This window comes from Pseudomonas sp. BMW13, assembly GCF_013357275.1.
In the GTDB taxonomy this organism is placed as follows: domain Bacteria; phylum Pseudomonadota; class Gammaproteobacteria; order Pseudomonadales; family Pseudomonadaceae; genus Aquipseudomonas; species Aquipseudomonas khazarica.
The window spans coordinates 202,280-225,486 of the sequence record NZ_SUKD01000022.1; the positions used below are offsets into that span (position 1 = coordinate 202,280).

Sequence of the window (23,207 nt, forward strand, 5' to 3'; positions counted from 1 at the left end):
GTGGATGATCTTGGCTTGGTCGATCAGTGGCGACCAGTGACAAGCCGCAGGCGGCGGCAGAAATGCTCTACGAAATGTTGCCGGGGAGGGTTGTCGGATGTTTTGGATAGCGCTAACATCCGGCGCAAACAATGAGCGGCCCACATCGATGGTGCCCTGGAGTTTCCATGCAACAACAGCCTTCCGTACGGCCTGCCCGCACCGCCCTGGTGGTCATGGGCGTCAGTGGCTCCGGCAAGAGCGATATCAGCCAGGCGGTCGCCACCGCGCTGGGCTGGCGCCATATCGAGGCCGATCATTTCCATCCTGCCGAGAACGTCGCGCGCATGCGCGCCGGTATCCCGCTGAGCGATGCTGACCGCCGCCAGTGGCTGGATGCCCTGTGCGAGCAGATGCAGGCGGCGCAGGCCGCAGGCGAGGGCTTCGTGCTGGCCTGCTCGGCGCTCAAAGGCGCCTATCGCGAGCGTCTGCGCGGCGCGGTGGCGGGGTTGCAGTTCGCGCACCTGCATATCGATCACGCCACCGCCTTGCAGCGCGTGGGCGCACGGCCCGGGCATTTCATGCCGACATCGCTGGTCGACAGCCAGTTCGCTACCCTCGAATCGCCTGCTGACGAGCCGCTGGTGCGGGTGCTGGATGCCCGGCAGTCGCGGCAGGCGCTGGTCGAACAGATCGCCGCCTGGGTGCGGCGCGACCTGCCGGAGTCTGACGCAGGTGACGCCGCCGGCATTCTCGAGACTGAGATTGATAGCGCTAACCAAGAGGCGCAGCTGGGCGCCGAACCCATCTATGAAGGACGTGTGGCACGCCTCTTCGATCGCCTGACCGACGGCCTGATGGCCGCACTGATGGCATTCATGGTGGTGGCGGTGTTTGCCAACGTGGTGTTGCGCTACGTGTTCGGCACCGGTTGGCCGGGCGCGGAAGAACTGTCGCGCCTGGCGTTCGTCTGGCTGGTGTTCGTCGGCGTGGCCTCGAGCATGCGCCGCGGCGAGCTGATGACCTTTCGCATGATTCGCGACCGCTTCCCCGTACTGGCGCAGCGCCTGCTGGATTCGCTCAGCTGGATCCTGGTGGCCGGCGCCAGCCTGCTCTCGGCCTGGGGCGCCTGGAACCAGGTGCAGTTCGGCTGGGGCAATGTCAGCACGGTGGTCGGCTACCCGGTGGTGCTGGCCATGTTCCCGGTGCTGGCGAGCATGCTGGTGCTGGCGATCCTGGCGTTCGTGCAGCTGATCAACCTCTGGCGCCGCATCCCCGAGCGCTCGCTGAACCGGGCGCTGGCCGAATGATGCCGGGCCCACTCCAATAAGACGGGCAGTGCCCAACGAGGATGCGCCGATGACTGTCGCAGTGTTTCTTTCCTCCCTGCTCGGGTTCATGGCGTTCGGCATGCCCATTGCCTTCGCCCTGATCCTCACGGCGGCAGTGCTGATGTGGTACCTGGATTTCTGGGACGTGCAGCTGCTGGCGCAGAACCTGCTGGCGGGCGCCGACAGTTTTCCGCTGCTGGCCGTGCCGTTCTTCATCCTGGCCGGCGAGCTGATGAACGCGGGCGGCATCTCGCGGCGCATCATCGCCATGGCCCAGGCCTATTTCGGGCACCTGCGCGGTGGCCTCGGCTATGTCGCCATCGCCGCGGCGGTACTGTTGGCCAGCATGTCCGGTTCGGCGCTGGCCGACACCGCCGCGCTGGCGACGCTGCTGCTGCCGATGATGCACCAGCGTGGCTATCCGCTGCATTCGTCGGCGGGCCTGGTTGCGGCGGGCGGTATCATCGCGCCGATCATTCCGCCGTCGATGCCGTTCGTGATCTATGGCGTGGTCACCAACACCTCCATCAGCCAGCTGTTCATGGCCGGCCTGGTGCCGGGGCTGATCATGGGCGGCGGCCTGATCATCGCCTGGACCCTGATCGCCCGCGGTTTCACCGAGCCGACACCGGAGAAGGCCAGTGCGGCCGAGCGCCGTCGCGTGCTGGTCGACGGCGCGGCTGCGCTGATGCTGCCGGTGATCATCGTCGGCGGCCTGCGCTTCGGCATCTTCACGCCCACCGAGGCGGCGGTGGTCGCGGCGGTCTATGCGTTGGCGGTTTCCACCTTGCTGTACCGCGAGCTGGACTGGGCAGGGCTGATGGAAACCCTGACGCGCGCCAGTCGCACCACAGCGTCGGTGATGTTCCTCTGCGCTGCGGCAACGGTATCGGCCTACATGATCACCCTGGCGCAGCTGCCCGACGAGATCGGCGCCATGCTCGGGCCGCTGGCCGAACACCCGCGTCTGCTGATGCTGGCGATCATGCTGCTGATGATCGCGGTGGGCATGGTCCTCGACCTGACGCCGACCATCCTGATCCTGGCACCGGTGCTGGCGCCGATCGCGATCAAGGCCGGGGTCGATCCGGTGTACTTCGGCGTGATGTTCGTGCTGATCGGCTCGATTGGCCTGATCACCCCGCCGGTCGGCACCGTGCTCAACGTGGTCGGCGGCATCGGCAAGTTGCGCATGGAGATCCTGGTGCGCGGCGTGCTGCCGTTCTTCCTGATCTACCTGGGCATCGTCGCCTTGCTGGTGGCGTTCCCGGCTGTCGTCACCGTGCCGCTGGCCTGGTTGCGCTGAGTTGACCCACCGGCACTGGCACGCCGGTTTCATTCACAACAATAAGAGGTAGTCCCGATGAAACGTCCACTGCTCGCCGTCCTCACCGCTGCCATGCTGTGCAGCCCGCTGGCCAGCCTGAGCGCGCATGCCGATGACGTGCGCTCGCGCATGATCCGCTTCGGCTATGGCCTCAACGAGAACAGCAACCAGGGCCGCGCGGCCAAGCTGTTCGCCGAGGAGGTGGCCAAGGCCTCCGAGGGCAAGCTCAAGGTGCGCACCTTCGGTGCCGCCAGCCTGGGCTCCGACGACCAGATGCAGAGCGCGCTGATTGGTGGCGCGCAGGAGATGATGGTCGGCTCCACCGCGACCCTGGTGGGCATCACCCGGGAAATGGCGGTCTGGGATACGCCGTTCCTGTTCAGCAGCGCCGAGCAGGCCGATGCCGTGCTCGACGGGCCGGTCGGCCGCCAGGTGATGGACAAGCTGGAGGAAAAGGGGCTGGTCGGCCTGGTCTACTGGGAGAACGGTTTCCGCAACCTGACCAACAACACCCGGGCGATCAACCGGCTGGAAGACTTCTCCGGCGTCAAGCTGCGGGTCATGCCCAATCCGGTGTTCCTCGAAACCTTCAAGCTGATGGGCGCCAATGCCGTGCCGCTGCCGTTCTCCGAGCTGTTCACCGCCCTGGAGACCAAGGCCGTCGACGGTCAGGAAAACCCGTTCAATACCATTCTCTCCTCGAAGTTCTATGAGGTGCAGAAGTACCTCACCGTGACCAACCACGTGTACAGCCCGTGGATCGTCACCGTGTCCAAGCGCTGGTGGGACGGCCTGTCGCAGACCGAGCAGCAGATCCTCCTGGAGGCGGCGCAGAAGGCCCGCGATTTCGAGCGCCAGGACACCCGCGAGGAGGCCGCCCGTGCACTGGCGCAGTTGAAGGACAAGGGCATGCAGATCAACGAAGTGGCCCCCGCCGAGGTGCAGCGCATGCGTGAGCAGGCTGCCCCGGCGATCGCCAAGGTGGTCGATACGGTGGGGCAGCAACTGTTCGATCAGGTCCAGGCCGAGGTCGACAAGGCTGCACGGTAAGAGCCGGCCCGTGCACGACTGACGGGCCGACTCGAGGTTTCGCGGGGCACGCAGGTGGCAACGCTCCTTGCATGGTGGCGTTGCCCCGGGCGGCGTGTCCCGCGCTTTATTCATCGGCAGGGCTGGTAGAATTGCCCGCTGATCATCAATGGAGGCGCTATGAGCCAACGCCGTCGCCGCTCTGCAGAGCGTGTCACCCTGTCCGATGTCGCCAAGGCCGCGGGGTGTTCGCTGATGTCCGCGTCGCGCGCGCTCTCGCAGCCGGGGCGGGTGTCCGACGCATTGCGCGAGCAGGTGATGCGTGCGGCCCAGGCGCTCGGGTACGTGCCCAACCCGGCGGCGCGGGCATTGGCCAGTTCGCGCTCGAACCTGGTGGCGGTGGTGATTCCCTCGCTGTCGAACTCGGTGTTCGTCGATACCGTCGAGGCGATCCAGCGGGTGCTGATGCCCGCCGGCTTCGAGATGATGATCGGCGTCAGCCATTACCGGGTCGAGGAGGACGAACGCCTGCTGCGCTCCTACCTGGCGCACCAGCCGGCCGGCCTGCTGGTGACCGGATTCGAGCGCAGTGACGCGGCCCGCGAGATTCTCGGTGCCAGTACCTGTCCGCTGGTGACGCTGATGGAACTGAGCGAGGAGCCGGAGGACTACTGCGTCGGCTTCTCCCAGATCGAGGCCGGTGCGGCGATGACCCGTGCCCTGGTGCAGCGCGGCTATCGGCATATCGCCTTCGCCGCCGCGCAGCTCGACCCGCGCACCTTGCAGCGGGCCGAAGGGTACCGCCAGGTAATGCGCTATCTGCAGCGTCACGACCCGGCACTGGAGCTGCTGACGCCGGAGCTGTCGTCCATCGGTCTGGGCGCCGAGCTGCTCGACCGCCTGCTGGCGCAACAGCCGCAGATCGATGCGGTGTTCTTCAACAACGACGACCTGGCCATGGGGGCCTTGTTCCGTGCGCGTCAGCTGGGCCTGGATGTGCCGGGACGGTTGGCCATCGCCGGTTTCAACGACCTGCCGGCAGCGGCCTGGATGCACCCGGCGCTGAGCACCGTGCGCACCACCCGTGGGCAGATCGGCGAGCTGGCGGCGAACATGCTGCTGGCACTGATGCGTGGCGAGACGCCCGAGCAGCACTGCGTCGACGTCGGCTTCGAGCTGGTGATGCGCGACAGCGCCTGACGCGATTACTGGCCCTTGTTCGCGGCGGCCAGTTGCTCGGCCGCTTCCAGGCGCAGGCGCTCACGCTCGTCGAAGCGTTCCGTTGCCAGCGCGTCGATGGCGGCGCGCTTGTCAGCGCTGCTGAGCCCCGGGTTGGCTTCGATCTGTGCCTTGGCGGCAAGATAGGCCTCCAGGCGCCTTTGCCAGTTCTGTCTCTGACCGTCCAGCGTCTCCAGGCGGGCAGTGGCCTCGGCGCCGACCAGTTGCTGGCGCATCTGGCGAATCTGCGCCGCGCTGGCACCCTGCGCCTGCAGGCGCGCGGTGTTCTGGCGCAGCTCCTGTTGCAGTTGCGGCAGCACGGCGTCCTGCAGCGCTTCCGGCAACGATGCCCGCAGTCTGTCGATGGCGGCGCCTTTCTCATCGGCGCTCATGCCGGCGTCGTGCTGGATGGCCAGGCGTTCCAGGGTGAAACGGTTGTAGCCTTCCTCGCGGCCGAAGAAGGCCTGATGGGTTTCGTCATCGAAAATCCGCGCCCGCAGGGCCTGCACCGCGCTTTCGCGTTGGCGCAGCGCATCGAGGCTGGCCATCTGCGGCAGGTCACGCTCCAGCAGCACCAGTTCGCGCTTGTAGTTCAGGTACTGGTCCAGCAATGCCTGGGCACGGGCGCGCGCAGGCTCCTGCAGCTGTGCGTCGATGTAGCCGCGCAGGCGTGACACGCTGGCGTCCAGGCTCTCTTCACCGATGCTGGCGAGAAAGTAGTCGAAGATGCGGCGGATATCCTCGCTGACGATCAGGTTGCCGGCGGCATCGACGCGAAAGCGGCCGTCGACCTCGGTGCCGACGAAGGAGCCGGGCAGGGCCAGGCTCGTGGTTTTTTCGGGGGCGGGTGGGGACACGGCAAGGGTGTCCGCCGACGTCGCTGGCGCAGCGATCTGTGGCGCGGCAGGCGCCTTGCTGGCTGCGCTGGGCGAGGGGCCCTGGTGTGCGGGTTGCAGGTAGAACATCAGCGCCAGGCTGGCGCCAATCAGCAGCGGCAGGGCATAGAGGATTTTCTTCACATGTGACTCGATGCGTCAGGGAGGGAGTGTGCCATGGGCATCGATGTCGCGATGCCCATGGCTCGGGTAGTGCACTCGGTCAGCCTAGAGCCCGGCGTTCTTCAGGCGGTTGGCGTGCTGGCGGTAGACGGTGACCGGGTCGGTCTCGAACAGGCTGGTCAGCCCCAGGGTCTGGTTGACCTCGTCGAGATGGTTCATCCGGTAGTTGTCGCGAATCACCTGGCCCATGCGGGAGCTGCAACGGCCCACCAGGCCATCGTTGGCTTCGCTGCCGAAGGTCAACGAGGAGGCGCCCATCAGCAGGTCGCTGGGGTCGAGCAGGTTGGTCAGCGGGCTGGTGCCGCTCCAGGAGTAGTAGCGCACGCCATTGACACTGTAGGCGCCTTCGCCACAGGCGCTGGTGGGCAGGCCCTGCGGGAACTTGGCGTTGAAGCGCGCGGCGCCTTCGCTGTTGAGCGACTCCAGCGAGCCGAGTGCATTCTGCGGCGTGGTGCTGGCGCTGCCGGAGAGGAAGTTGATCAGCGTGCCCAGGCCGTTGACGATACCGGCCAGCAGAGGGGTGGCCACCGGCCCGGCAGGCCCGTCGCTGATGCCCTTGAGGAAGTCGGCGGCGGCAGAGCCCTTGTGTGGCGCGCCGACGCTGGTGACCGAGGCGACCAGGTCCGGACGCACTGCGGCGACGTAGCGAGTGGTCGGCCCGCCGTGGCTGTGGCCGATCAGGTTGACCTTGCCTTTGCCGCTGATGGCGACGATCTCCTCGACCTGCTGCAGCAGCTGTTCGCCGCGCGCTTCGGAGGTGTCCAGTTGGCTGACCTCGGTGACGTACACGCTGGCACCGTCACGTCGCAGGGCAGCCGGGATGCCGTACCAGTAGTCGATGCCGAGGATGCTGTCGAAGCCGAGCATGCCGTGGCCGAGGACGATGGGGTACTTGGTCTGGGTATAGCCGGAGGAACCGAACCAGAATGCCTGGGTCTGGCCGCTGGCGAGCAGGCCGGCGCCGAGGCAGAGGGCGAGCAGGGTTTTATTGTTCTTCATGGGCGCTCTCGTGGTTTGTTGGGCAGTCAAGTGCTTCCTGCAAGCGGATCGCGCCCATCCCGTGGCGCGTACGGCGCAAGAACGATGGCAGGAACCATGCCAGCGCCATCGATTGGCGCGGGACGCCTCTATTCCGGTCGTTCGCTGCAGATCGCCGCATACCTCGGGTGCATTTCGCTGTTACGGGTCGACACGTCCAGGCGAGGAAATGCTGTGGGCTGGCAGCATGCGGAGGGCTGCAACGGCGCCGCGAAGGCGGGTGGAGGCGCCGTCGAACGCCGGGATGCCCTCTCGGCCAATCGAAGGTTGGGGTCGGGCTCAGAAGCGCCTTGACAGTTCGTCGTGGGCTTCTCTAGGATTCGCCCTGCGCCGATTTAAACAGCTACTTGCGGGGCGCCTCAGGGTGTTGTCATCGACACCTGAAATTCCGCTAAAGCGCTGGTTCGGTGTCGCCTCTCACCGCTGCCCAGCGGGATTCTCGAGGCGGAGACTCGACCATGATCTGTCCCCAACCCCTTATTCGCCTGGCGCCCATCACTTCGGGCCTGCTGCTGCGCAATCCGCGCGTGCTGCTTGGCGGCAGCCATCAACCCACCTTGCTGCGTTATCTCGAAGGCTGGCCCAAGCGCTGGTCGGGGTCGCGTGCGTTTCGCATCCAGTTCGTGCAGAACGGCGAGTCGCTGAGCCGTTTCGCCCGCGACAGCTTCGATCTGGCCGTGATCCAGGCACCCAGCGCCGAGCAGCTCGAGCAGACCGTTGGCGAACTGGTAAGGGTGGCGCGTCAGGGGCTGATCACCCGGCGCTAGCAACGACTCTTCGTTATCCGAGGCCGCCGACCGCCCCTGCGGCAGGGGCGCTGGTCGCGTCCCGTCGATTCACGGATAGGCGATCTCGACGATGTAGCAGGTCTTCTCGCCGCCCGGGCTGTGTACCCGAACCTCGGCATCCAGCGGTTTGCCCACCAGAGCGCGCGCCAGTGGCGAGTCGATGCTGATCTGGCCCTGCTTGAGGTCGAACTCGTCCGGACCGACGATGCGGTAGCGCGACTGTTCGCCGTCCTCGTCCTCGATGGTGACCCAGGCGCCGAAGTACACCTTGTTCGGGTCCGAGGGCCTGTCGCTGACGACCTTGAGCTTCTCCAGGCGCTTGGTGAGGAAGCGCACGCGGCTGTCGATCTCGCGCAGCATCTTCTTGCCGTAGGTGTACTCGGCGTTCTCCGAGCGGTCGCCCTGCGCCGCCGCCTCGCTGACCGACTGGGTCACCTGTGGCCGGCGCACATGCCACAGCTCGTGCAGTTCGGCGCGCATGCGCGCTTCGCCTTCCGGGGTGATCAGGGGCGTACCGGCGGGGCGAGGGGGGCGATAGCGGCTCATGGTGGCTCTGTGGGCTGGAGGGGGCGCCAGTCTAGCAAACCCCTCCGGCGCTGCTCAGCCTTCGCGCAGCACGCTGAGCGGACTGGCGTTGAGGGCGCGGCGGGTTCCCAGTACCCCGGCCAGGCCGATCAGCAGGGCGCCGATCAGCGGCAGCAGAAGCAGCCAGGGGTGCGGTTGCCAACTCATGTCGAAGGCATAGCGATAGAGCAGGAAGCTCACCAGCTCGCAGCCCAGCGCGGCAAGCAGGCCGGCGGCGGCGCCGAGCAGGCCGAACTCCGCGCGGCGGGCGCTGACCAGCAGGCGGCGCTCGGCGCCCAGCGCCCGCAGCAGGGCGCCCTGGCGGATGCGCTCGTCCAGCGTCGCCTGCAGCCCCGCCAGCAGCACGGTGAGGCCGGCAGCGAGAACGAACAGCAGCACGTATTCGATGGCCAGGGTGACCTGCGCCAGGATGCTGCGCAGCTGCGCCAGCAGGGCGTCCACCTGCAGCAGGGTGACGCTGGGGAAGGCGCGGCTCAGGGCGATCAGCTCGGCATCGTGGCCGGGCGGCAGATAGAAGCTGGTCAGGTAGGTGGCGGGCAGGTCCTGCAGGGTCTGTGGCTCGAAGATCATGTAGAAGTTGGGCTGGAAGCTGTCCCAGTCCACCTGGCGCAGGCTGCTTACCTGGGCCTCGCGCTCGATGCCGCCGACGTTGAAGCGCAGGCGGTCGCCCAGCTTCAGCTGCAGACTTTCCGCCAGTTCGGCCTCGACGGATACGCCGGGCAGTTCGCTGGCATGGGCAGCGCCCCACCAGCTGCCGGCGGCGATCAGGTTGTCGGCGGGCAACTGCTCGGCCCAGGTCAGGCTCAGGTCGCGCTGGATGGCGCGTTCGCCGCGGCTCTCCTTGGTCACCAGTTGCCGCACCGGCTCATCGTTGATCATGATCAGCCGCCCCGGTACTACGGGGTACAGCGGGGCGGGGTGCGGCGACAACTCGGCCAGGCGGGCGGCGAAGGCATCGCGCTCGGCGGGCAGCACGTTGAGGGCGAAGTGATTGGGCGCATCCTCGGGCAGCTGATCCTGCCAGGTATCGAGCAACTCGCCACGCAGCAGGGCGATCAGCGCCATGGCCAGCAGGATCAGGCCGAAGGCCAGCGACTGACCGGCGGCGGCCAGCGGGTGACGCAACAGCTGGCCAAGGCCCAGGCGCCAGGGCAGGGCGGCTTTCTGCAGGAGCCGACGCAGGCTCTGCAAGCCCAGCAGAAGCAGGCCGCCGAGCAGCGCAGCAGCGAGCATGCCACCGCCCAGCAGGGCGAGGGTCAGGCGCAGGTCCAGGCTCAGTCGCCACATGATCACGCCCAGCGCCACCAGTGCCGCGCCATAGACCAGCCAGGAGCTGGCCGGTACCGGCAGCATGTCGCGGCGCAGCACGCGCAGCGGCGGCACGCGACCCAGCGCTGCCAGTGGCGGCAGGGCGAAGCCGGCCAGCGCCACCAGACCGGTGGCCATGCCGGCCAGTGCCGGCCAGATGTCGGCGGGTGGCAGGTCGGCGGGAATCAGCCCGCGCAGCAGGTGGAACAGAATGTACTGACCGGCCCAGCCGAGCAGGGCGCCCAGCACGCAGGCGATCAGCCCGAGCAAGGCGAGCTGCAGGGTGAAGAGGGTCAGCGCTTCGCGTCGCGACAGGCCGAGGCAACGCAACAGCGCACTGGCATCGAAGCGCCGCGCGGCAAAGCGTGCTGCCGACAGTGCCACGGCCACGCCGGCGAGCAGAACGGCGGCGAGGCTGGCCAGGTTCAGGTAGCGCTCGGCGCGGCCCAGCGCACCGCCAACCTGGCGGTTGCCGTCGCGCGGGTCGTCCAGGCGCTGGTTCGGTTGCAGGCCCGCTTCGACGGCCTGGCGGTAGGCGGCCAGGGCCTCGGCATCGCCGCGCCAGAGCTCGCGAAAGCGCACGCGGCTGCCCGGTTGAACCACCTCGGTGGCGGCGAGATCGTCGAGATTGATCAGCACGCGCGGCGTCAGGCTGTAGAAATCGCCAGCGGTGTCCGGGTCGTAGGTGAGCACGCGGCTCAGGCGCAGGCTCTTGGCGCCGATCTCGATCTCGTCGCCGACCTTCAGGTTCAGCGCCACCATCAGACGGGCTTCGGCCCAGGCCTCTCCAGGTCCTGGCCCGGAACCCACTTCTTCCGCCGCATAAGGCTCGGGCGCACTGCGCAGCTCGCCGCGCAACGGGTAGCCCGCGCTGGCCGCCTTGACGCTGGCCAGCTGGATGCCGTCCTGAGCGGCGACCACGCTGGAGAACTCCACCGCACGCGCATGCTCGAGACCCAGTTCGAGGCCGGCATCGATCTGCGCCTGATCCGCCGGTGTGCTCCCGCTCAGGCGCAGGTCGGCGGCGAGGAACTCGCTGGCGCGCAGCAGCATGGCGTCGTTCAGGCGTGCACTGAAGTAGCCGATGGCACTGCTGGCGGCCACCGCGACGAGCAGGGCGAAGAACAGCACGCGCAACTCGCCGGCACGGGCGTCACGCAGCAGCTGGCGGGCAGCGAGCGAAAGCAGGCGGACAGCGGGGACGCGATTCATCAGGGCTCCACGCGGTCGATCAGGTGCCCGGCCTCCAGGCGGATCAGGCGCTGGCAGCGATGCGCCAGGCGCTCGTCATGGGTGACCAGCACCAGCGTGGTGCCACGCTCCTGGTTGAGCTGGAACAGCAGGTCGCTGATGCGCTCACCCGTGTGGCTGTCGAGGTTGCCGGTCGGCTCGTCGGCGAACAGCACGTCCGGATCGGCGGCAAAGGCGCGGGCAATGGCGACGCGCTGCTGTTCACCGCCGGACAGTTGCCGCGGGTAGTGGGTCAGGCGTTGCCCCAGACCGACACGTTCGAGCAAGGCGCGTGCGCGCGAACGGGCATCGGCGTGGCCTTCGAGCTCCAGCGGCAGCATCACGTTTTCCAGGGCGTTGAGGCTGTCGAGCAACTGAAATGATTGGAAGACGAAACCGACATGCTCGGCGCGCAGGCGTGCGCGCTGGTCTTCGTCGAGTTCGCCGAGGTTCTTGCCGGCCAGCAGCACGTCGCCGCCGCTGGGCAGATCGAGACCGGCCAGCAGGCCGAGCAGGGTGGATTTCCCTGAGCCGGAGCTGCCGACGATGGCCAGGCTGTCACCCTTTGCCAGGTCGAGATCGAGGTCGTGGAGGATCGTCAGCTCGCCTTCCGTGCTGCTGACCACTTTGCTAAGGTTCCGCGCAGCGAGAATGCTCGAAGTCATGGAGATTCCAAATGCGTGCATGGTGGCTCAGTGGTGCCTTGGCCCTGATGTTCTGGGCTCAGGGAGCGGTTGCAGGCACCCTGCTTGTGGTCGGCGATAGTATCAGCGCCGCTTTTGGCCTGGATAGCCGCCAGGGATGGGTCGCCCTGCTGGAAAAACGCCTCGAACAGGAGGGCTTCGAGCACTCGGTGGTCAATGCCTCGATCAGTGGCGACACCAGCGCAGGCGGCGCCGCACGGCTCTCTGCGCTGCTTGCGGAGCATCAGCCGGCGCTGGTCATCATCGAGCTGGGTGGCAACGATGGCCTGCGCGGCCAGCCGCCTGCGCAATTGCAACAGAATCTTGCGTCGATGGTCGAGAAGTCGCGGCAGGCCGGGGCCAAGGTGCTGTTGCTGGGTATGCGCCTGCCGCCGAATTACGGGGTGCGCTATACCACGGCCTTCGCCCAGGTCTATGTAGATGTGGCGGCGCAGGAGCAGGTCGACCTGGTGCCGTTCTTTCTCGAGGGCGTCGGTGGCGTGCCGGGGATGATGCAGGCCGATGGCATCCACCCGGGCGAGCCAGCGCAGGCGCTGTTGCTGGACAACGTCTGGCCCAGTCTCGAGCCACTGCTGTGAGCCTGGCCCACGCCTGAACCGAGTGCGGGCCGAGGCTTTTCCGGCTCGTGCCTTTCGGCTAATGTGGCCGACCTTCCACGGAGCTCCAGATGCCGCGTCCCGCCTGGTCCTTGTATGCCTACCACCTGATCGAGCCAGACGAACAGCTGGACCTGTTCGCCTGTCGCGAGGTGCGCGTGCATCTGGTGGCCCGGCAACTGCGCCTGGGCGGCCATGCCGATCGCACGCTCTGTGGTGGGCTGCTTCCGGCGCAGCCGCGCTGGCACCAGCTGGACAAGGCCTGGCTGCGTGATCGGCGTCTGTGCCCGGATTGCCGTGCGACCTTCGAGGCGCAGCGGCAGGGGCTGTGCTCCAACTGGGCGGATGGCTGACGTCTGCCCGGCTGTCGAATGGCGGTGTACAATCGCCGCAACATCACTCAACTCTTCAAGGACATCCCGGATGTTGTCGCGCTTCTCTGCGGTCAACCGCTGTCTGACTCTGCTCGCGCTGTGCTCCAGTGCAACCGTTCAGGCGCTCGAATTTCCCTTGCCAGCGCCTGGTGAGGACGTGGTCGGCCAGGTGCAGGTGATCAAGGCCAAATACGAAGACACCTTTGCAGATCTGGGAACCGCCAACGACCTGGGCTATCTGGAAATGGTCGCGGCCAACCCGGGCGTCGACCCCTGGCTGCCGGGTGAGGGCGCCGAAGTCATTCTGCCGACCCGTTACGTGCTGCCGTCCGGGCCGCGTGAGGGCATAGTGATCAACCTGGCCGAATACCGTCTGTACTACTTCCCGAAGGGGCAGGACGTCGTGCACACCTTCCCCCTGGGTATCGGTCGTGAAGGCTGGGGCTCGCCGCTGGGGGCCGGTCGCGTGACCGTGAAGACGCCGAACCCGGCCTGGTACCCGCCCAAGTCGATTCGCGAGGAGCACGCCGCCGAAGGCGACTACCTGCCGACCGTGGTACCGCCAGGTCCGGACAACCCGCTGGGCCCGTACAAGCTGACGCTGTCGTTCCCCGGTTACCTGATCCATGGCTCGAACAAGAAGTTCGGCATCGGCATGCGTGTCAGCCATGGCTGCTTCCGCATGCTCAACCACAATGTTCTGGAACTTGCCGCGATGGTGCCGGTGGGCACGCCGGTGCGCATCGTCAACGAGCCCTACAAGTTCGGCGTGAGCGACGGCAAGGTGTACCTGGAAGCGCATGCGCCCCTGGACGACGAGGGCAACGCCTCCGTCGTCGACAAGCACACGGCAGTGATCAACGCGCTGCTCAAGCGTGACGAACTCAGTGGCCTGCGCCTGGACTGGGAGATGGTGCGCGAAGTGGTCGCCGCCGAAGATGGCATGCCGGTGCCCATCGCCGCGCAGGTCGACAACGCGGTAGCCAGCAATTCGACGTCACTCTGATTCGTTGCTGACCGAGCCCGCCCGCATTCGTGCCGGTGGGCTTTTCATTGCCTGCGGGGCGGTTGTCGCGGCAATAAAAAAGCCGGCCCAGTGAACTGGGCCGGCTTTCGAAAAACCGAGTCGCGAATTACTTGCGGCTGGCTTTTTCCAGCATGCGCAGAGCGCGCTCGTTGGCTTCGTCAGCGGTCTGCTGAGCTTTCTGAGCGGCAGCCATGGCTTCATCAGCCTTGCGGTAGGCTTCGTCGGCACGGGCTTGGGCGCGAGCAGCTGCGTCTTCGGTAGCAGTCAGACGAGCTTCGGTTTCTTTGGACATGCTGCTGCAACCGGTAGCCAGAACTGCGGCCAGAGCCAGAGCAGAGAATTTCAGAACGTTGTTCATCGTGTTCCCCTTGAGGTGGAGTTTTCCATAAAAAGCAATTTCCCAACTGCGGGAAATTAGCCGGCCTACATACTACCTATTACTTTTAGTAAGTAAACGGAGCTGGAGCAAGAGTTGCACTTTTTTTTTCCGTTATGTGAGGCTGAAAGCTAGAAAGTATGGGGGTTGCTTAAAAAACAGCCAGTTTTGCCGCAGTGGCGGCACAGGGCCTGTACGAACTGTTATAACTGTCTCGTCTTCAGAACTAAAACAATAAAGTGGGGTATGCAGATGCTGGGGAATTTGGGGCTGTTACTGGGCTTGGCGCTACTTATCTTCATGGCGCTGCGCGGGGTGAACATCTTTATCGCGGCGCTGTCGTGTTCGATCCTGGTCGCGCTGAGCAACGACGTGGCGGTGCCCAAGGCCCTGCTCGAGCATTTCCCGTTCGGCCCGCTGGGGGCATTCACCTTCGCCGGCAAGTTCTTCGTGCTGTTTCTCTGCGGCGCCATCTTCGGCAAGGTGATGGCAGCGAGTCAGGCGGCCAGCAGCATCGCTCAGGCGATCACTCAGGGACTGGGCACGCAGCGCACGCTCTGGGTGGCGATGCTGGTGTGTGCGGTGCTGACCTACGGCGGCGTCGTCGTGTTCGTGGTGATCTTCACCATGTATCCGCTGGGCATCACCCTGATGCGCGAGGCCAACCTGCCCAAGCGTCTGTTCTGCGCGGCCATCGCCCTGGGGGCCGGAACCTTCACCATGACGGCGCTGCCCGGTTCGCCGTCCATCCATAACGTGATCGCCGCCAGTGCCCTGGGCACCGACCTGTTTGCGGGAGCGTGGATTGGCCTGTTCGCCTCGCTGGTGATGATCGGCCTGGGGATGGCCTACCTGCAGCGCGAGTGGCGCCTGGCCCGTGAACTCGGCGAGGGCTTCGAGGCCAATGCCCAGGACGAGCGCATGCAGCAGTTGGCGGGCGTGCCGGGCAGCGGGCCGCATTGGGGTGTCGCGCTGGTGCCGATCGTCGTGGTGCTGGGGGTGATTCTGCTGCCGCGCCTGCTCGCGCTCTCCGGCCTGGCGACTGCCGGCGAGGGCGCGTTCGCTCGGTTGCTGGCATTCAGTCTGTCGCAGCCGATCCTCTGGCCCAGCCTGGCCCTGGTGATCGCCACGGGCGTGGCGGTGCTGCTGTTTCCCGCATTGCGTCGCAATACCCTGGGCTTGCTGGGGCAGGGCGCCGACGACGCGATCATGCCGTTGCTCAATACGGCTGCGGTGATCGGCTTTGGCGGTGTGGTCACGCAGACGGCGGGCTTTGCGCAGTTCGCCCAGTGGGTGCTGGCGGTGGAGCTACCTCCGCTGTTGTCCGTGTTCGCCTCCGTCAGCGTGGTCTCGGGCATCGTCGGTTCGTCCTCCGGCGGCCTGCAGATATTCATGCAGACGCTGGCGCCACGCTACCTGGAAATGGGCGTGGAGCCCGAAGTGCTGCACCGTATCGCCACTATCACCGCCGGTGGGCTGGACTCGCTGCCGCACTGTGGCGCGGTGATCGCCATGCTGATGATCATGGGCCTGACCCACAAGCAGGCCTACAAGGACATCTTCGTCATCACGGTGCTGATTCCGGTGCTGGCCGCGCTGCTCTGCATCGGGCTGCTGAGCCTCTGATTGGCGGGTTTGGCCTGTGTTAGACTTGTCAGCTTGCAGTCGTTCAGGCAGGAATCGCATTTGCGCTTTTGCCGAAGCGCCGGTATGAAGTAAAGATGTGTCGCGAGTGTTTCGTGGCTAGAGGAGAGAAGATGAGCGAAGGGTTGTCCATTCACCATGACCAGGCGAGTCATCAGTTCGTGACCACCGTCGAAGGTGATCGTGCCTATCTGGCCTATATGGATCTGGGCAAGCAGACGCTGGACATCTATCGAACCTTCGTACCCAACGCACTGCGCGGCCGCGGTATCGCTGCGGCACTGACCGAACATGCCCTGCGCTACGCCGAAGGCCAGGGTTACACGGTGATTCCGTCCTGCTCCTACGTCGAACGCTACATGGAGCGCCGGCAACGCCATCAGGCCAGTTGAGCGCGTAGCGTCGATAGCAAAACGCCGGGCATTGCCCGGCGTTTTCGTTACTGCTGTGGCGATCAGCCGCGTTGACGCTTGGGCAGCACATCCTTGAGCTTGGCGTGCATGCTGCGCAGGGTCTTCTCGGTGGTGTCCCAGTCGATGCAGGCATCGGTGATGGAAACCCCGTACTTGAGATCGTCCAGGTTCTTCGGAATCGACTGGTTGCCCCAGCCCAGGTGACTTTCCACCATCAGGCCGACGATGGACTGGTTGCCTTCGAGAATCTGGTTGGCCACGTTCTCCAGCACCAGCGGTTGCAGAGCCGGGTCCTTGTTGGAGTTGGCATGGCTGCAGTCGACCATGATGTTCGGGCGGATGCCGGCTTTTGTCAGTTCCTGCTCACAAATGGCGACGCTGACCGAGTCGTAGTTCGGCTTGCCGTTGCCGCCACGCAGCACGACGTGACCGTAGGCGTTGCCCTTGGTGGTGACGATGGATACGCCGCCTTCCTGGTTGATGCCGAGGAAACGGTGCGGGCTGGAGACCGACTGCAGGGCGTTGATCGCCACGGTCAGGCCGCCGTCGGTACCGTTCTTGAAACCGACTGCCGAGGACAGGCCCGAAGCCATTTCCCGGTGCGTCTGCGATTCGGTGGTGCGGGCGCCGATGGCCGACCAGCTGATCAGGTCCTGCAGGTACTGCGGCGAGATCGGGTCGAGCGCTTCGGTGGCGGTGGGCAGGCCCATCTCGGCCAGGTCACGCAGCAGCTGGCGGCCGATGTGCAGGCCGTCCTGAATCTTGAACGAGTCGTCCAGGTAGGGGTCGTTGATCAGGCCTTTCCAGCCGACCGTGGTGCGTGGCTTCTCGAAGTACACGCGCATGACCAGGAACAGGCTGTCGGACAGTTCGGCGGCCAGCACCTTGAGGCGCTCGGCATATTCGTGAGCTGCCTTGATATCGTGGATGGAGCAGGGGCCGACTACCACGAACAGGCGATGATCCTTGCCATCGAGAATGTCGCGTACCACCTGGCGACCATGGGATACGGTCTGCAGGGCGGCATCGGTCAGGGGAATCTCGCGTTTCAGCTGATCGGGGGTGATCAGCGTTTCGTTGGAAGCGACGTTGAGGTCGTCGATCGGTAAATCAGCCATCGTGCTACTCATCGGGTCAGGTCGTCGGGTCACGGGTGCCGGCCGCCAGGGGTCCCCTGAGGCGGTGCACAGCTAGTTTGTGCAGGGGGAGCCGAACCTTAGCGCGTACGCGGCTGCGCGACAATGGGCGATGAGTTCAATGAGCGTCATAGAGGCGGCGTATCGCTGCGAGAGGGTGTTGCGCTTCCTGCGTGTCCGGGAGGGCGGAGCGCCGTCAGGCGAGGTAGGGGAATTCGGCGGCGTGCTTGGCGATCCAGTCCTGGGCGCACTGCTCGATGGCGACGGCGTGGCCCGATTCCTGTTCCAGTTGCTGTCGATAGTGCTGGATATGGCACACCTGTTCGACCATGCGTGCGCGAAACAGGGTGTCTTCGTCGATGAAGGCGATGCCTACCAGGTAGCCGTTCTCCAGGCGCCGGCACCAAGCCACGACGCCGGGGTAGCGCGCCAGCTCGCCCAGCAGCGGAATGCGCAGCTCGACCGATGTCCCGCGGCGAAAGCCGCGCGTCGAGTTGCATGCCACCCCTCCCAGGCTGATATTGTTCAACCGCTGCCTGGGTATGCAGGCCTTCTTGCGCAACACCAGTTCCACCGGCATGTCGCTTGGATGACGCAGAAACTTACGCATGAACACCGACCTCGAATGCAGGCAAACTGATATCAGTGAATTCAGTATAGCGACGCAACTGGAACTGACCGACCTGGATGCCGACCGCCGCCTGCTCGATCTTTCCGGTACGTCGCTTGTCGTGTTCACAAGCACGGGCTGTGCCAGTTGCCGCTGGGCGCGTCAGGTGCTGCCTGGCCTGGGCTTGCCGATCGAGCGTCTGTGCTGGATCGATGCGGGGCATAACGCCGGATTGGTGACGCGCTACGAGGTTTTTCACCTGCCGGCGCTGTTTCTGGTTCGCGGTGGCCATTTCTTTGGCGCGTTGCGCGCCCGTCTCACTCATTCCGATCTGATCACCGCCATGGACGAGGCTCTGCGTCGTCCGGCTGAGGAGCTACCTTGATGTCTCAAACCCCTGCACCGCGCATCGGCGTCATCGGCACGGGGGCCATCGGCGGCTTCTACGGGCTACTGCTGGCCAAGGCCGGACATGACGTGCATTTCCTGCTGCGCAGCGAATATGCCGCGGTGGCCGAACAGGGCCTGCGCCTGAACAGCAGCGTGCATGGCGCGCTGACCCTGGCGCCGGCGCAGGCCTACCGGCGAATCGAGGACATGCCGCCCTGCGACTGGCTGCTGGTGGGGGCGAAGACCACGGCCAACGCCGAGCTGGCTCCGCTCATCGCCAGGGCTGCCGCTCCCGGCGCCAGGGTCGTGCTGTTGCAGAACGGCCTGGCGGTGGAGGACGAGTTGCGTCCACTGCTGCCGGATGGCCTGCATCTGCTCGGCGGCCTCTGCTACATCTGTGTCCATCGCAGTGCGCCTGGCGTGATCGAGCATCAGGCGCTGGGCGCGATCAACCTGGCGTACCACTCCGGGCCGGCAGGTGACGAGGCGTCGCGTCTGGAGCTGGTGGAAGAGGGCGCGAACCTGCTGCGCAGCGCCGGGCTGGACTCGACGCCGATGCGTGATCTGACCCAGACGCGCTGGCAGAAGCTGGTGTGGAACGTGCCCTACAACGGCCTTTCCGTGCTGCTCGATGCCGACACCCAGCGCCTGATGGGCAACCCCGACAGCCGCGCCTTGATCGGCGACATCATGCAGGAGGTGGTGCAGGCCGCACAGGCGCTCGGCCACGGCATGCCGGAGCAGTACGCAAGCAAGCTGCTGGCCGCTACCGAGCGGATGCCCGACTACCTGCCGAGCATGTACCACGACTTCGCCCAGGGCCGCCCGGCAGAGCTGCATGCCATCTACGAAGCACCTCTGGCTGCGGCCGACGCCGCTGGCTTCGACATGCCCAAGGTGCGCGCGCTGTATCAGGCACTGCGTTTCATCCAGGCGCGCGGGGAGGCCTGAGCATATGGGCAAGGGGTTGGGCGACAAGCTGGTGCTGGCGATTTCCTCGCGGGCATTGTTCGATCTGAGCGAGAGCCACCAGATCTATGAAAGCGAGGGGGTGGAAGCCTATCGCCGTTATCAGATCGAGCACGAGGACGAGGTCCTGATGCCGGGTGACGCCTTCCCCCTGGTGGAGAAACTGCTGGGCCTCAATCAGCGCCTCAGCGAGCAGCGCGTCGAGGTGATCCTGGTGTCGCGCAACAGCGCCGACACGGGGCTGCGCGCCTTCAACTCGATCCAGCACTACGGCCTCGGCATCTCGCGCGCGGCGTTCGTCGGCGGACGCAGCCCCGACCCTTACCTGGCAGCCTTTGGTTGCCATCTGTTTCTCTCCACCCATGCCGATGACGTGCGCAATGCGCTCAAGGCCGGCTTCGGTGCCGCCACGCTGCTCTCGGGTGGCACGCGGCGGGCGAACAGCAACGAGCTGCGCATCGCCTTCGACGGCGACGCCGTGCTGTTCTCCGATGACTCCGAGCGCGTCTACCAGAGCGGTGGCCTGCATGCGTTCCAGAGCCACGAGCGCGAGGCGGCGCGGCAGGCGCTGCCTGGCGGGCCGTTCAAGCCGTTTCTCGCGGCGCTGCACAGCCTGCAGCAGGAGTTTCCCGAGACGGACTGCCCGATTCGCACCGCACTGGTGACCGCACGCTCGGCGCCGGCGCATGAGCGGGTGATCCGCACCTTGCGCGAATGGAACATCCGCCTGGACGAGTCCTTCTTTCTCGGCGGGCTGGACAAGTCGGCGGTGCTCGAGGCGTTCGCGGCCGACGTGTTCTTCGATGACCAGACCGGGCACTGCGAGAAGGCCCGCCAGGTAGTGGCCACGGGGCACGTGCCGCACGGGGTGAGCAACGAGTCGCAGCCTTGAATCTGGTGGCCGCTGCCACCTTGCATATAGCCATTCGTCCTAAATAACGCCGCCGACCTTGCTTTGTCTGATGCGCTGCTAAGCTCAAACAAGGGCCTGCGTCTGCAGTCAAGGAGGCCGCGTGATTCGCTCGATACTCTATGCCACCGATCTGGGGCTTTATGCCTCTTACGTCTTGCAGCACGCCCTGGCGGTGAGCCGCAGTTTCAAGGCCGACCTCTATGTCGTCCATGCCGTCGAACCCATGGGGCTGTTCGCCGAGTCCGTGCTGCAGACCTACCTGGATGAAGACACCCTGGACGAGTTGCGCCGCAACGGCCTCGGTACGGTCATGGCCAGCATCGAGCAGCGTGTTCTGGAAGGCTTTCGGGATGAGCTGGGGGACGGGCTTCAGGACCTGCATCTGATTCGCGCGGTGCGAGTGCTGCAGGGCGATCCGCCAACGGTGATTCTCGAGGAGGCGCAGAAACTTGGGGTGGATCTGCTGGTCGTAGGCAGTCACAGCCATGGCGCGGATCTCGCGGTGCCGCTGGGGCGTACGGCCGCGCGCATCGTGCAGCTGTCGGAGGCACCGGTGTACCTGGTGCCCATGTTGCAGCATCGCGGACATGGTGACTTGTAGGAGGGTGTAACTAATAAAACGATCTATGCTGATGTATTAGACCAATAATATGGTTATATAAGGCGTTGACAGGCTGCTGGCCTGCCTTACTGCTCTGAGGGAAATCTATGAAGCTTCAGCAACTGCGCTACATCTGGGAAGTCGCGCACCACGACCTCAACGTATCGGCTACCGCTCAAAGCCTTTACACCTCGCAACCAGGGATCAGCAAGCAGATTCGCTTGCTCGAGGATGAGCTGGGCGTGGAAGTCTTCGCCCGCAGTGGCAAGCACCTGACCCGTGTCACCCCCGCCGGAGAACGGATCATCACCACCGCAGGAGAGATTCTGCGCAAGGTGGAAAGCATCAAGCAGATCGCCCAGGAATTCTCCAACGAGAAGAAGGGCACCCTGTCCATCGCCACCACGCACACCCAGGCGCGCTACGCCTTGCCGCCGGTGATCAGTGCCTTCATCAAGCAGTACCCGGACGTCTCGTTGCACATGCACCAGGGCACGCCGACGCAGATCGCCGAGATGGCCGCCGATGGCAGCGTCGACTTCGCCATCGCCACCGAGGGTCTGGAGCTGTTCAACGACCTGATCATGATGCCGTGCTACCGCTGGAATCGCTGCGTGGTGGTGCCGCAGGGGCATCCGCTGGCCAAGCTGCCGAAGCTGACGCTCGAAGCGCTCGCCGAGCATCCCATCGTGACCTACGTGTTCGGTTTCACCGGGCGCTCGAAGCTGGACGAGGCCTTCAGTCACCGTGGGCTGACGCCCAAGGTGGTGTTCACCGCAGCCGACGCCGACGTGATCAAGACCTACGTACGCCTCAACCTGGGCGTGGGCATCGTGGCCAAGATGGCCGTCGACAGCAAACTCGATCAGGACCTGGTGGTGCTGGACGCCGACGAGCTGTTCGAGCCCAGCGTGACCAAGATCGGTTTTCGTCGGGGCACCTTCCTGCGTGGCTTCATGTGCGATTTCATCGAGAAGTTCGCCCCGCACCTCAGCCGTGAGATGCTGGCCAAGGCGGTGCAGTGCCACAACAAGTCCGAACTCGAGGAGCTGTTCGAGGGCGTGAAGCTACCGGTGCACTGAGCCTGCGACTCAAACGAAACATGGCGCCCTGGGGCGCCATGTTTCGTTTGAGCTACCTGCCACTCAGTGGCTGAGGTGCAGGCCGCACTCGCGGTTGTCCTCGCCCTTGGTCGGGTCGAAGTAGTCGAACTCGTTCGGCAGGTCATGGGCGACCAGGTACTGGTACAGGTCCTTGGAGGTCCAGTGCAGCAGCGGCGCGACCTTGATCAGGCCGTCCGGGTTGATGCTCACCGGGTCCATCTGCGCGCGTACGGCGGTGTCGGTGGCACGCAGGGCGGTGAACCAGACGCTGGGCGCTGTTTCGCGCAGGGCGCGGGCGAAGGGCTCGAGCTTCACCTCTTCGGTGAACGCCGCGTGACGCGGATCGTCCAGCGCCGGGACCGGGCCGTCGATGGCCTCGCGGTGAGCGCGCGAACGCTTGGGCAGGTAGGTGATCAGGTTGAGGTTGAGCTTGCGGGCCACCTCGTCAGCGAAGCGGTAGGTCGCTTCGGTGTTGTAGCCGCTGTCCATCCAGACCACCGGAATGTCCGGCTTGACCTGGCTGACCATGTGCAGGATCACCGCTTCGAACGGGCGGAAGTTGGTGGTGCAGATGGCGGGTTTGCCCAGCCCGATGGCCCACTGAACCAGCTTTTCAGGCTGGTTGCCGAATTCGGCATTGAGCGCGTCCAGGTCGAGTTCCATGCTGAGGACTCCAGATCGTGTGCGTGAGGGCGCGATCTTAGCAAAGGCTGGTTATGCTTCTAAATAACAAGCTACTTCTATGACCTTTCATGCAGTTATAAGCCGCGCGGATTGCGTGACCACCGCCCACTCGTTAGAGTGCCGGCTCCCTTTTTGGCTCAACCGAGGAGTGTCCTGTGGAAATCGCGTGTCTCGACCTGGAAGGTGTACTGGTCCCGGAAATCTGGATCGCCTTTGCGGAAAAAACCGGCATCGAGTCGCTCAAGGCGACCACCCGCGACATTCCCGACTACGACGTGCTGATGCAGCAGCGCCTGCGCATCCTCGACGAGCATGGCCTGAAACTGAAGGACATCCAGGACGTGATCGCCACGCTCGAGCCGCTGGAAGGCGCCGTGGAGTTCGTCGACTGGCTGCGTGAGCGTTTCCAGGTGGTGATTCTCTCCGACACCTTCTACGAGTTCTCCCAGCCGCTGATGCGTCAGCTCGGCTTTCCGACCCTGCTGTGCCATCGCCTGATCACCGACGAGCATGATCGCGTGGTCAGCTACCAGCTGCGCCAGAAGGATCCCAAGCGCCAGTCGGTCATCGCCTTCAAGAGCCTGTACTACCGCGTGATCGCCGCGGGCGACTCGTACAACGACACCACCATGCTCAGCGAAGCCCACGCCGGCATCCTGTTCCATGCCCCGGACAACGTGATCCGCGAGTTCCCGCAGTTCCCGGCGGTGCACAGCTATGCCGACCTCAAGCAGGAATTCCTCAAGGCGTCGAATCGCACGCTGAGCCTGTGACAG

At 65.3% G+C, this 23,207-nt stretch carries 25 protein-coding genes; 16 read left to right on the plus strand and 9 right to left on the minus strand.

The window, feature by feature from the left end; genetic code table 11:
* Positions 1–167 precede the first annotated feature (167 nt).
* From E4487_RS17635 to E4487_RS17650, 4 genes are all read left to right on the plus strand, one after another.
* Positions 168–1,289, plus strand: coding sequence for a gluconokinase, GntK/IdnK-type (locus E4487_RS17635; RefSeq protein WP_175253989.1), 1,122 nt, complete (start codon positions 168–170; stop codon positions 1,287–1,289).
* A 49-nt stretch (positions 1,290–1,338) separates the two neighbouring features.
* The gene (locus tag E4487_RS17640) at positions 1,339–2,616 is read left to right on the plus strand and encodes a TRAP transporter large permease (RefSeq protein ID WP_175253990.1); all 1,278 of its coding nucleotides are present in this window, start codon (positions 1,339–1,341) and stop codon (positions 2,614–2,616) included.
* 57 nt (positions 2,617–2,673) lie between these two features.
* Entirely contained in the window at positions 2,674–3,687 is a 1,014-nt protein-coding gene (locus E4487_RS17645; protein ID WP_037047775.1) for a TRAP transporter substrate-binding protein, read from the plus strand.
* A gap of 159 nt (positions 3,688–3,846) precedes the next feature.
* Positions 3,847–4,866, plus strand: a complete 1,020-nt coding sequence (locus tag E4487_RS17650; RefSeq protein WP_037047772.1) for a LacI family DNA-binding transcriptional regulator — start codon at positions 3,847–3,849, stop codon at positions 4,864–4,866.
* Positions 4,867–4,871: 5 nt separating this feature from the next.
* On the opposite strand, the gene E4487_RS17655 is transcribed toward E4487_RS17650, so the two are convergent.
* Both E4487_RS17655 and E4487_RS17660 read right to left on the minus strand, forming a co-directional pair.
* Complete coding sequence (locus E4487_RS17655; RefSeq protein WP_175253991.1) at positions 4,872–5,903, minus strand: lipase secretion chaperone; 1,032 nt, start codon at positions 5,901–5,903, stop codon at positions 4,872–4,874.
* An 84-nt stretch (positions 5,904–5,987) separates the two neighbouring features.
* Positions 5,988–6,941 (minus strand): triacylglycerol lipase, encoded by a 954-nt coding sequence (locus tag E4487_RS17660; protein ID WP_175253992.1) that lies wholly within the window; start codon positions 6,939–6,941, stop codon positions 5,988–5,990.
* Between the two features lie 497 nt (positions 6,942–7,438).
* Between E4487_RS17660 and E4487_RS17665 the strand changes: the two genes are divergently transcribed.
* Positions 7,439–7,747: a hypothetical protein gene (locus E4487_RS17665; RefSeq protein ID WP_037047763.1), complete on the plus strand. Its 309-nt coding sequence runs from the start codon at positions 7,439–7,441 to the stop codon at positions 7,745–7,747.
* A 69-nt stretch (positions 7,748–7,816) separates the two neighbouring features.
* Here E4487_RS17665 and greB read toward each other — a convergent pair whose 3' ends face one another.
* The 3 genes from greB to E4487_RS17680 are packed head-to-tail and all read right to left on the minus strand — an operon-like array spanning position 7,817 to position 11,556.
* Complete coding sequence (gene greB, locus E4487_RS17670; protein ID WP_037047760.1) at positions 7,817–8,314, minus strand: transcription elongation factor GreB; 498 nt, start codon at positions 8,312–8,314, stop codon at positions 7,817–7,819.
* A gap of 54 nt (positions 8,315–8,368) precedes the next feature.
* Positions 8,369–10,873 carry an ABC transporter permease gene (locus tag E4487_RS17675; protein ID WP_175253993.1) on the minus strand — a complete coding sequence of 835 codons (2,505 nt, stop codon included), beginning with the start codon at positions 10,871–10,873 and terminating at the stop codon, positions 8,369–8,371.
* Positions 10,873–11,556, minus strand: a complete 684-nt coding sequence (locus E4487_RS17680; protein ID WP_134677878.1) for an ABC transporter ATP-binding protein — start codon at positions 11,554–11,556, stop codon at positions 10,873–10,875. The genes E4487_RS17675 and E4487_RS17680 overlap by 1 nt, the downstream gene beginning before the upstream one ends.
* Positions 11,557–11,567: 11 nt before the next feature.
* On the opposite strand from E4487_RS17680, the gene E4487_RS17685 reads away from it, so the two are divergent.
* The 3 genes from E4487_RS17685 (at position 11,568) to E4487_RS17695 (ending at position 13,571) form a co-directional block, all read left to right on the plus strand.
* On the plus strand, positions 11,568–12,173 hold the full coding sequence (locus E4487_RS17685; RefSeq protein ID WP_134677879.1) for an arylesterase: 606 nt from the start codon (positions 11,568–11,570) through the stop codon (positions 12,171–12,173).
* An 89-nt stretch (positions 12,174–12,262) separates the two neighbouring features.
* Positions 12,263–12,544, plus strand: a complete 282-nt coding sequence (locus E4487_RS17690) for a hypothetical protein (RefSeq protein ID WP_037047753.1) — start codon at positions 12,263–12,265, stop codon at positions 12,542–12,544.
* A 70-nt stretch (positions 12,545–12,614) separates the two neighbouring features.
* The gene (locus E4487_RS17695; RefSeq protein WP_152488804.1) at positions 12,615–13,571 is read left to right on the plus strand and encodes a L,D-transpeptidase family protein; all 957 of its coding nucleotides are present in this window, start codon (positions 12,615–12,617) and stop codon (positions 13,569–13,571) included.
* A 127-nt stretch (positions 13,572–13,698) separates the two neighbouring features.
* On the opposite strand, the gene oprI is transcribed toward E4487_RS17695, so the two are convergent.
* Complete coding sequence (gene oprI, locus E4487_RS17700) at positions 13,699–13,950, minus strand: outer membrane lipoprotei OprI (protein ID WP_037003984.1); 252 nt, start codon at positions 13,948–13,950, stop codon at positions 13,699–13,701.
* A gap of 270 nt (positions 13,951–14,220) precedes the next feature.
* On the opposite strand from oprI, the gene E4487_RS17705 reads away from it, so the two are divergent.
* Positions 14,221–15,594: a GntP family permease gene (locus tag E4487_RS17705; protein WP_175253994.1), complete on the plus strand. Its 1,374-nt coding sequence runs from the start codon at positions 14,221–14,223 to the stop codon at positions 15,592–15,594.
* 131 nt (positions 15,595–15,725) lie between these two features.
* Positions 15,726–16,004 carry a GNAT family N-acetyltransferase gene (locus tag E4487_RS17710; RefSeq protein WP_037047751.1) on the plus strand — a complete coding sequence of 93 codons (279 nt, stop codon included), beginning with the start codon at positions 15,726–15,728 and terminating at the stop codon, positions 16,002–16,004.
* A gap of 62 nt (positions 16,005–16,066) precedes the next feature.
* Here E4487_RS17710 and E4487_RS17715 read toward each other — a convergent pair whose 3' ends face one another.
* Positions 16,067–17,143, minus strand: a complete 1,077-nt coding sequence (locus tag E4487_RS17715; protein WP_037047749.1) for a 3-deoxy-7-phosphoheptulonate synthase — start codon at positions 17,141–17,143, stop codon at positions 16,067–16,069.
* A gap of 214 nt (positions 17,144–17,357) precedes the next feature.
* The gene (locus tag E4487_RS17720; RefSeq protein WP_037047747.1) at positions 17,358–17,771 is read right to left on the minus strand and encodes a PilZ domain-containing protein; all 414 of its coding nucleotides are present in this window, start codon (positions 17,769–17,771) and stop codon (positions 17,358–17,360) included.
* Here E4487_RS17720 and E4487_RS17725 point away from each other — a divergent pair.
* The 5 genes from E4487_RS17725 (at position 17,770) to cysB (ending at position 21,726) form a co-directional block, all read left to right on the plus strand.
* Positions 17,770–18,156, plus strand: coding sequence for a thioredoxin (locus tag E4487_RS17725; protein ID WP_175253995.1), 387 nt, complete (start codon positions 17,770–17,772; stop codon positions 18,154–18,156). The two genes, E4487_RS17720 and E4487_RS17725, sit on opposite strands and share 2 nt — an antisense overlap.
* Complete coding sequence (locus E4487_RS17730; RefSeq protein WP_175253996.1) at positions 18,156–19,112, plus strand: putative 2-dehydropantoate 2-reductase; 957 nt, start codon at positions 18,156–18,158, stop codon at positions 19,110–19,112. The genes E4487_RS17725 and E4487_RS17730 overlap by 1 nt, the downstream gene beginning before the upstream one ends.
* 4 nt (positions 19,113–19,116) lie before the next feature.
* Positions 19,117–20,022, plus strand: a complete 906-nt coding sequence (locus tag E4487_RS17735) for a 5'-nucleotidase (protein WP_134677883.1) — start codon at positions 19,117–19,119, stop codon at positions 20,020–20,022.
* A 121-nt stretch (positions 20,023–20,143) separates the two neighbouring features.
* Positions 20,144–20,644, plus strand: a complete 501-nt coding sequence (locus E4487_RS17740; protein WP_037047740.1) for a universal stress protein — start codon at positions 20,144–20,146, stop codon at positions 20,642–20,644.
* A gap of 107 nt (positions 20,645–20,751) precedes the next feature.
* A complete protein-coding gene (gene cysB / locus E4487_RS17745; RefSeq protein WP_037047738.1) occupies positions 20,752–21,726 on the plus strand; it encodes an HTH-type transcriptional regulator CysB in 975 nt (324 codons plus the stop codon).
* Between the two features lie 63 nt (positions 21,727–21,789).
* Here cysB and E4487_RS17750 read toward each other — a convergent pair whose 3' ends face one another.
* Positions 21,790–22,410: a phosphoadenosine phosphosulfate reductase family protein gene (locus E4487_RS17750; RefSeq protein WP_037047737.1), complete on the minus strand. Its 621-nt coding sequence runs from the start codon at positions 22,408–22,410 to the stop codon at positions 21,790–21,792.
* Between the two features lie 176 nt (positions 22,411–22,586).
* On the opposite strand from E4487_RS17750, the gene thrH reads away from it, so the two are divergent.
* Positions 22,587–23,204, plus strand: a complete 618-nt coding sequence (thrH, locus tag E4487_RS17755) for a bifunctional phosphoserine phosphatase/homoserine phosphotransferase ThrH (protein ID WP_047593108.1) — start codon at positions 22,587–22,589, stop codon at positions 23,202–23,204.
* Positions 23,205–23,207: the final 3 nt, after the last annotated feature.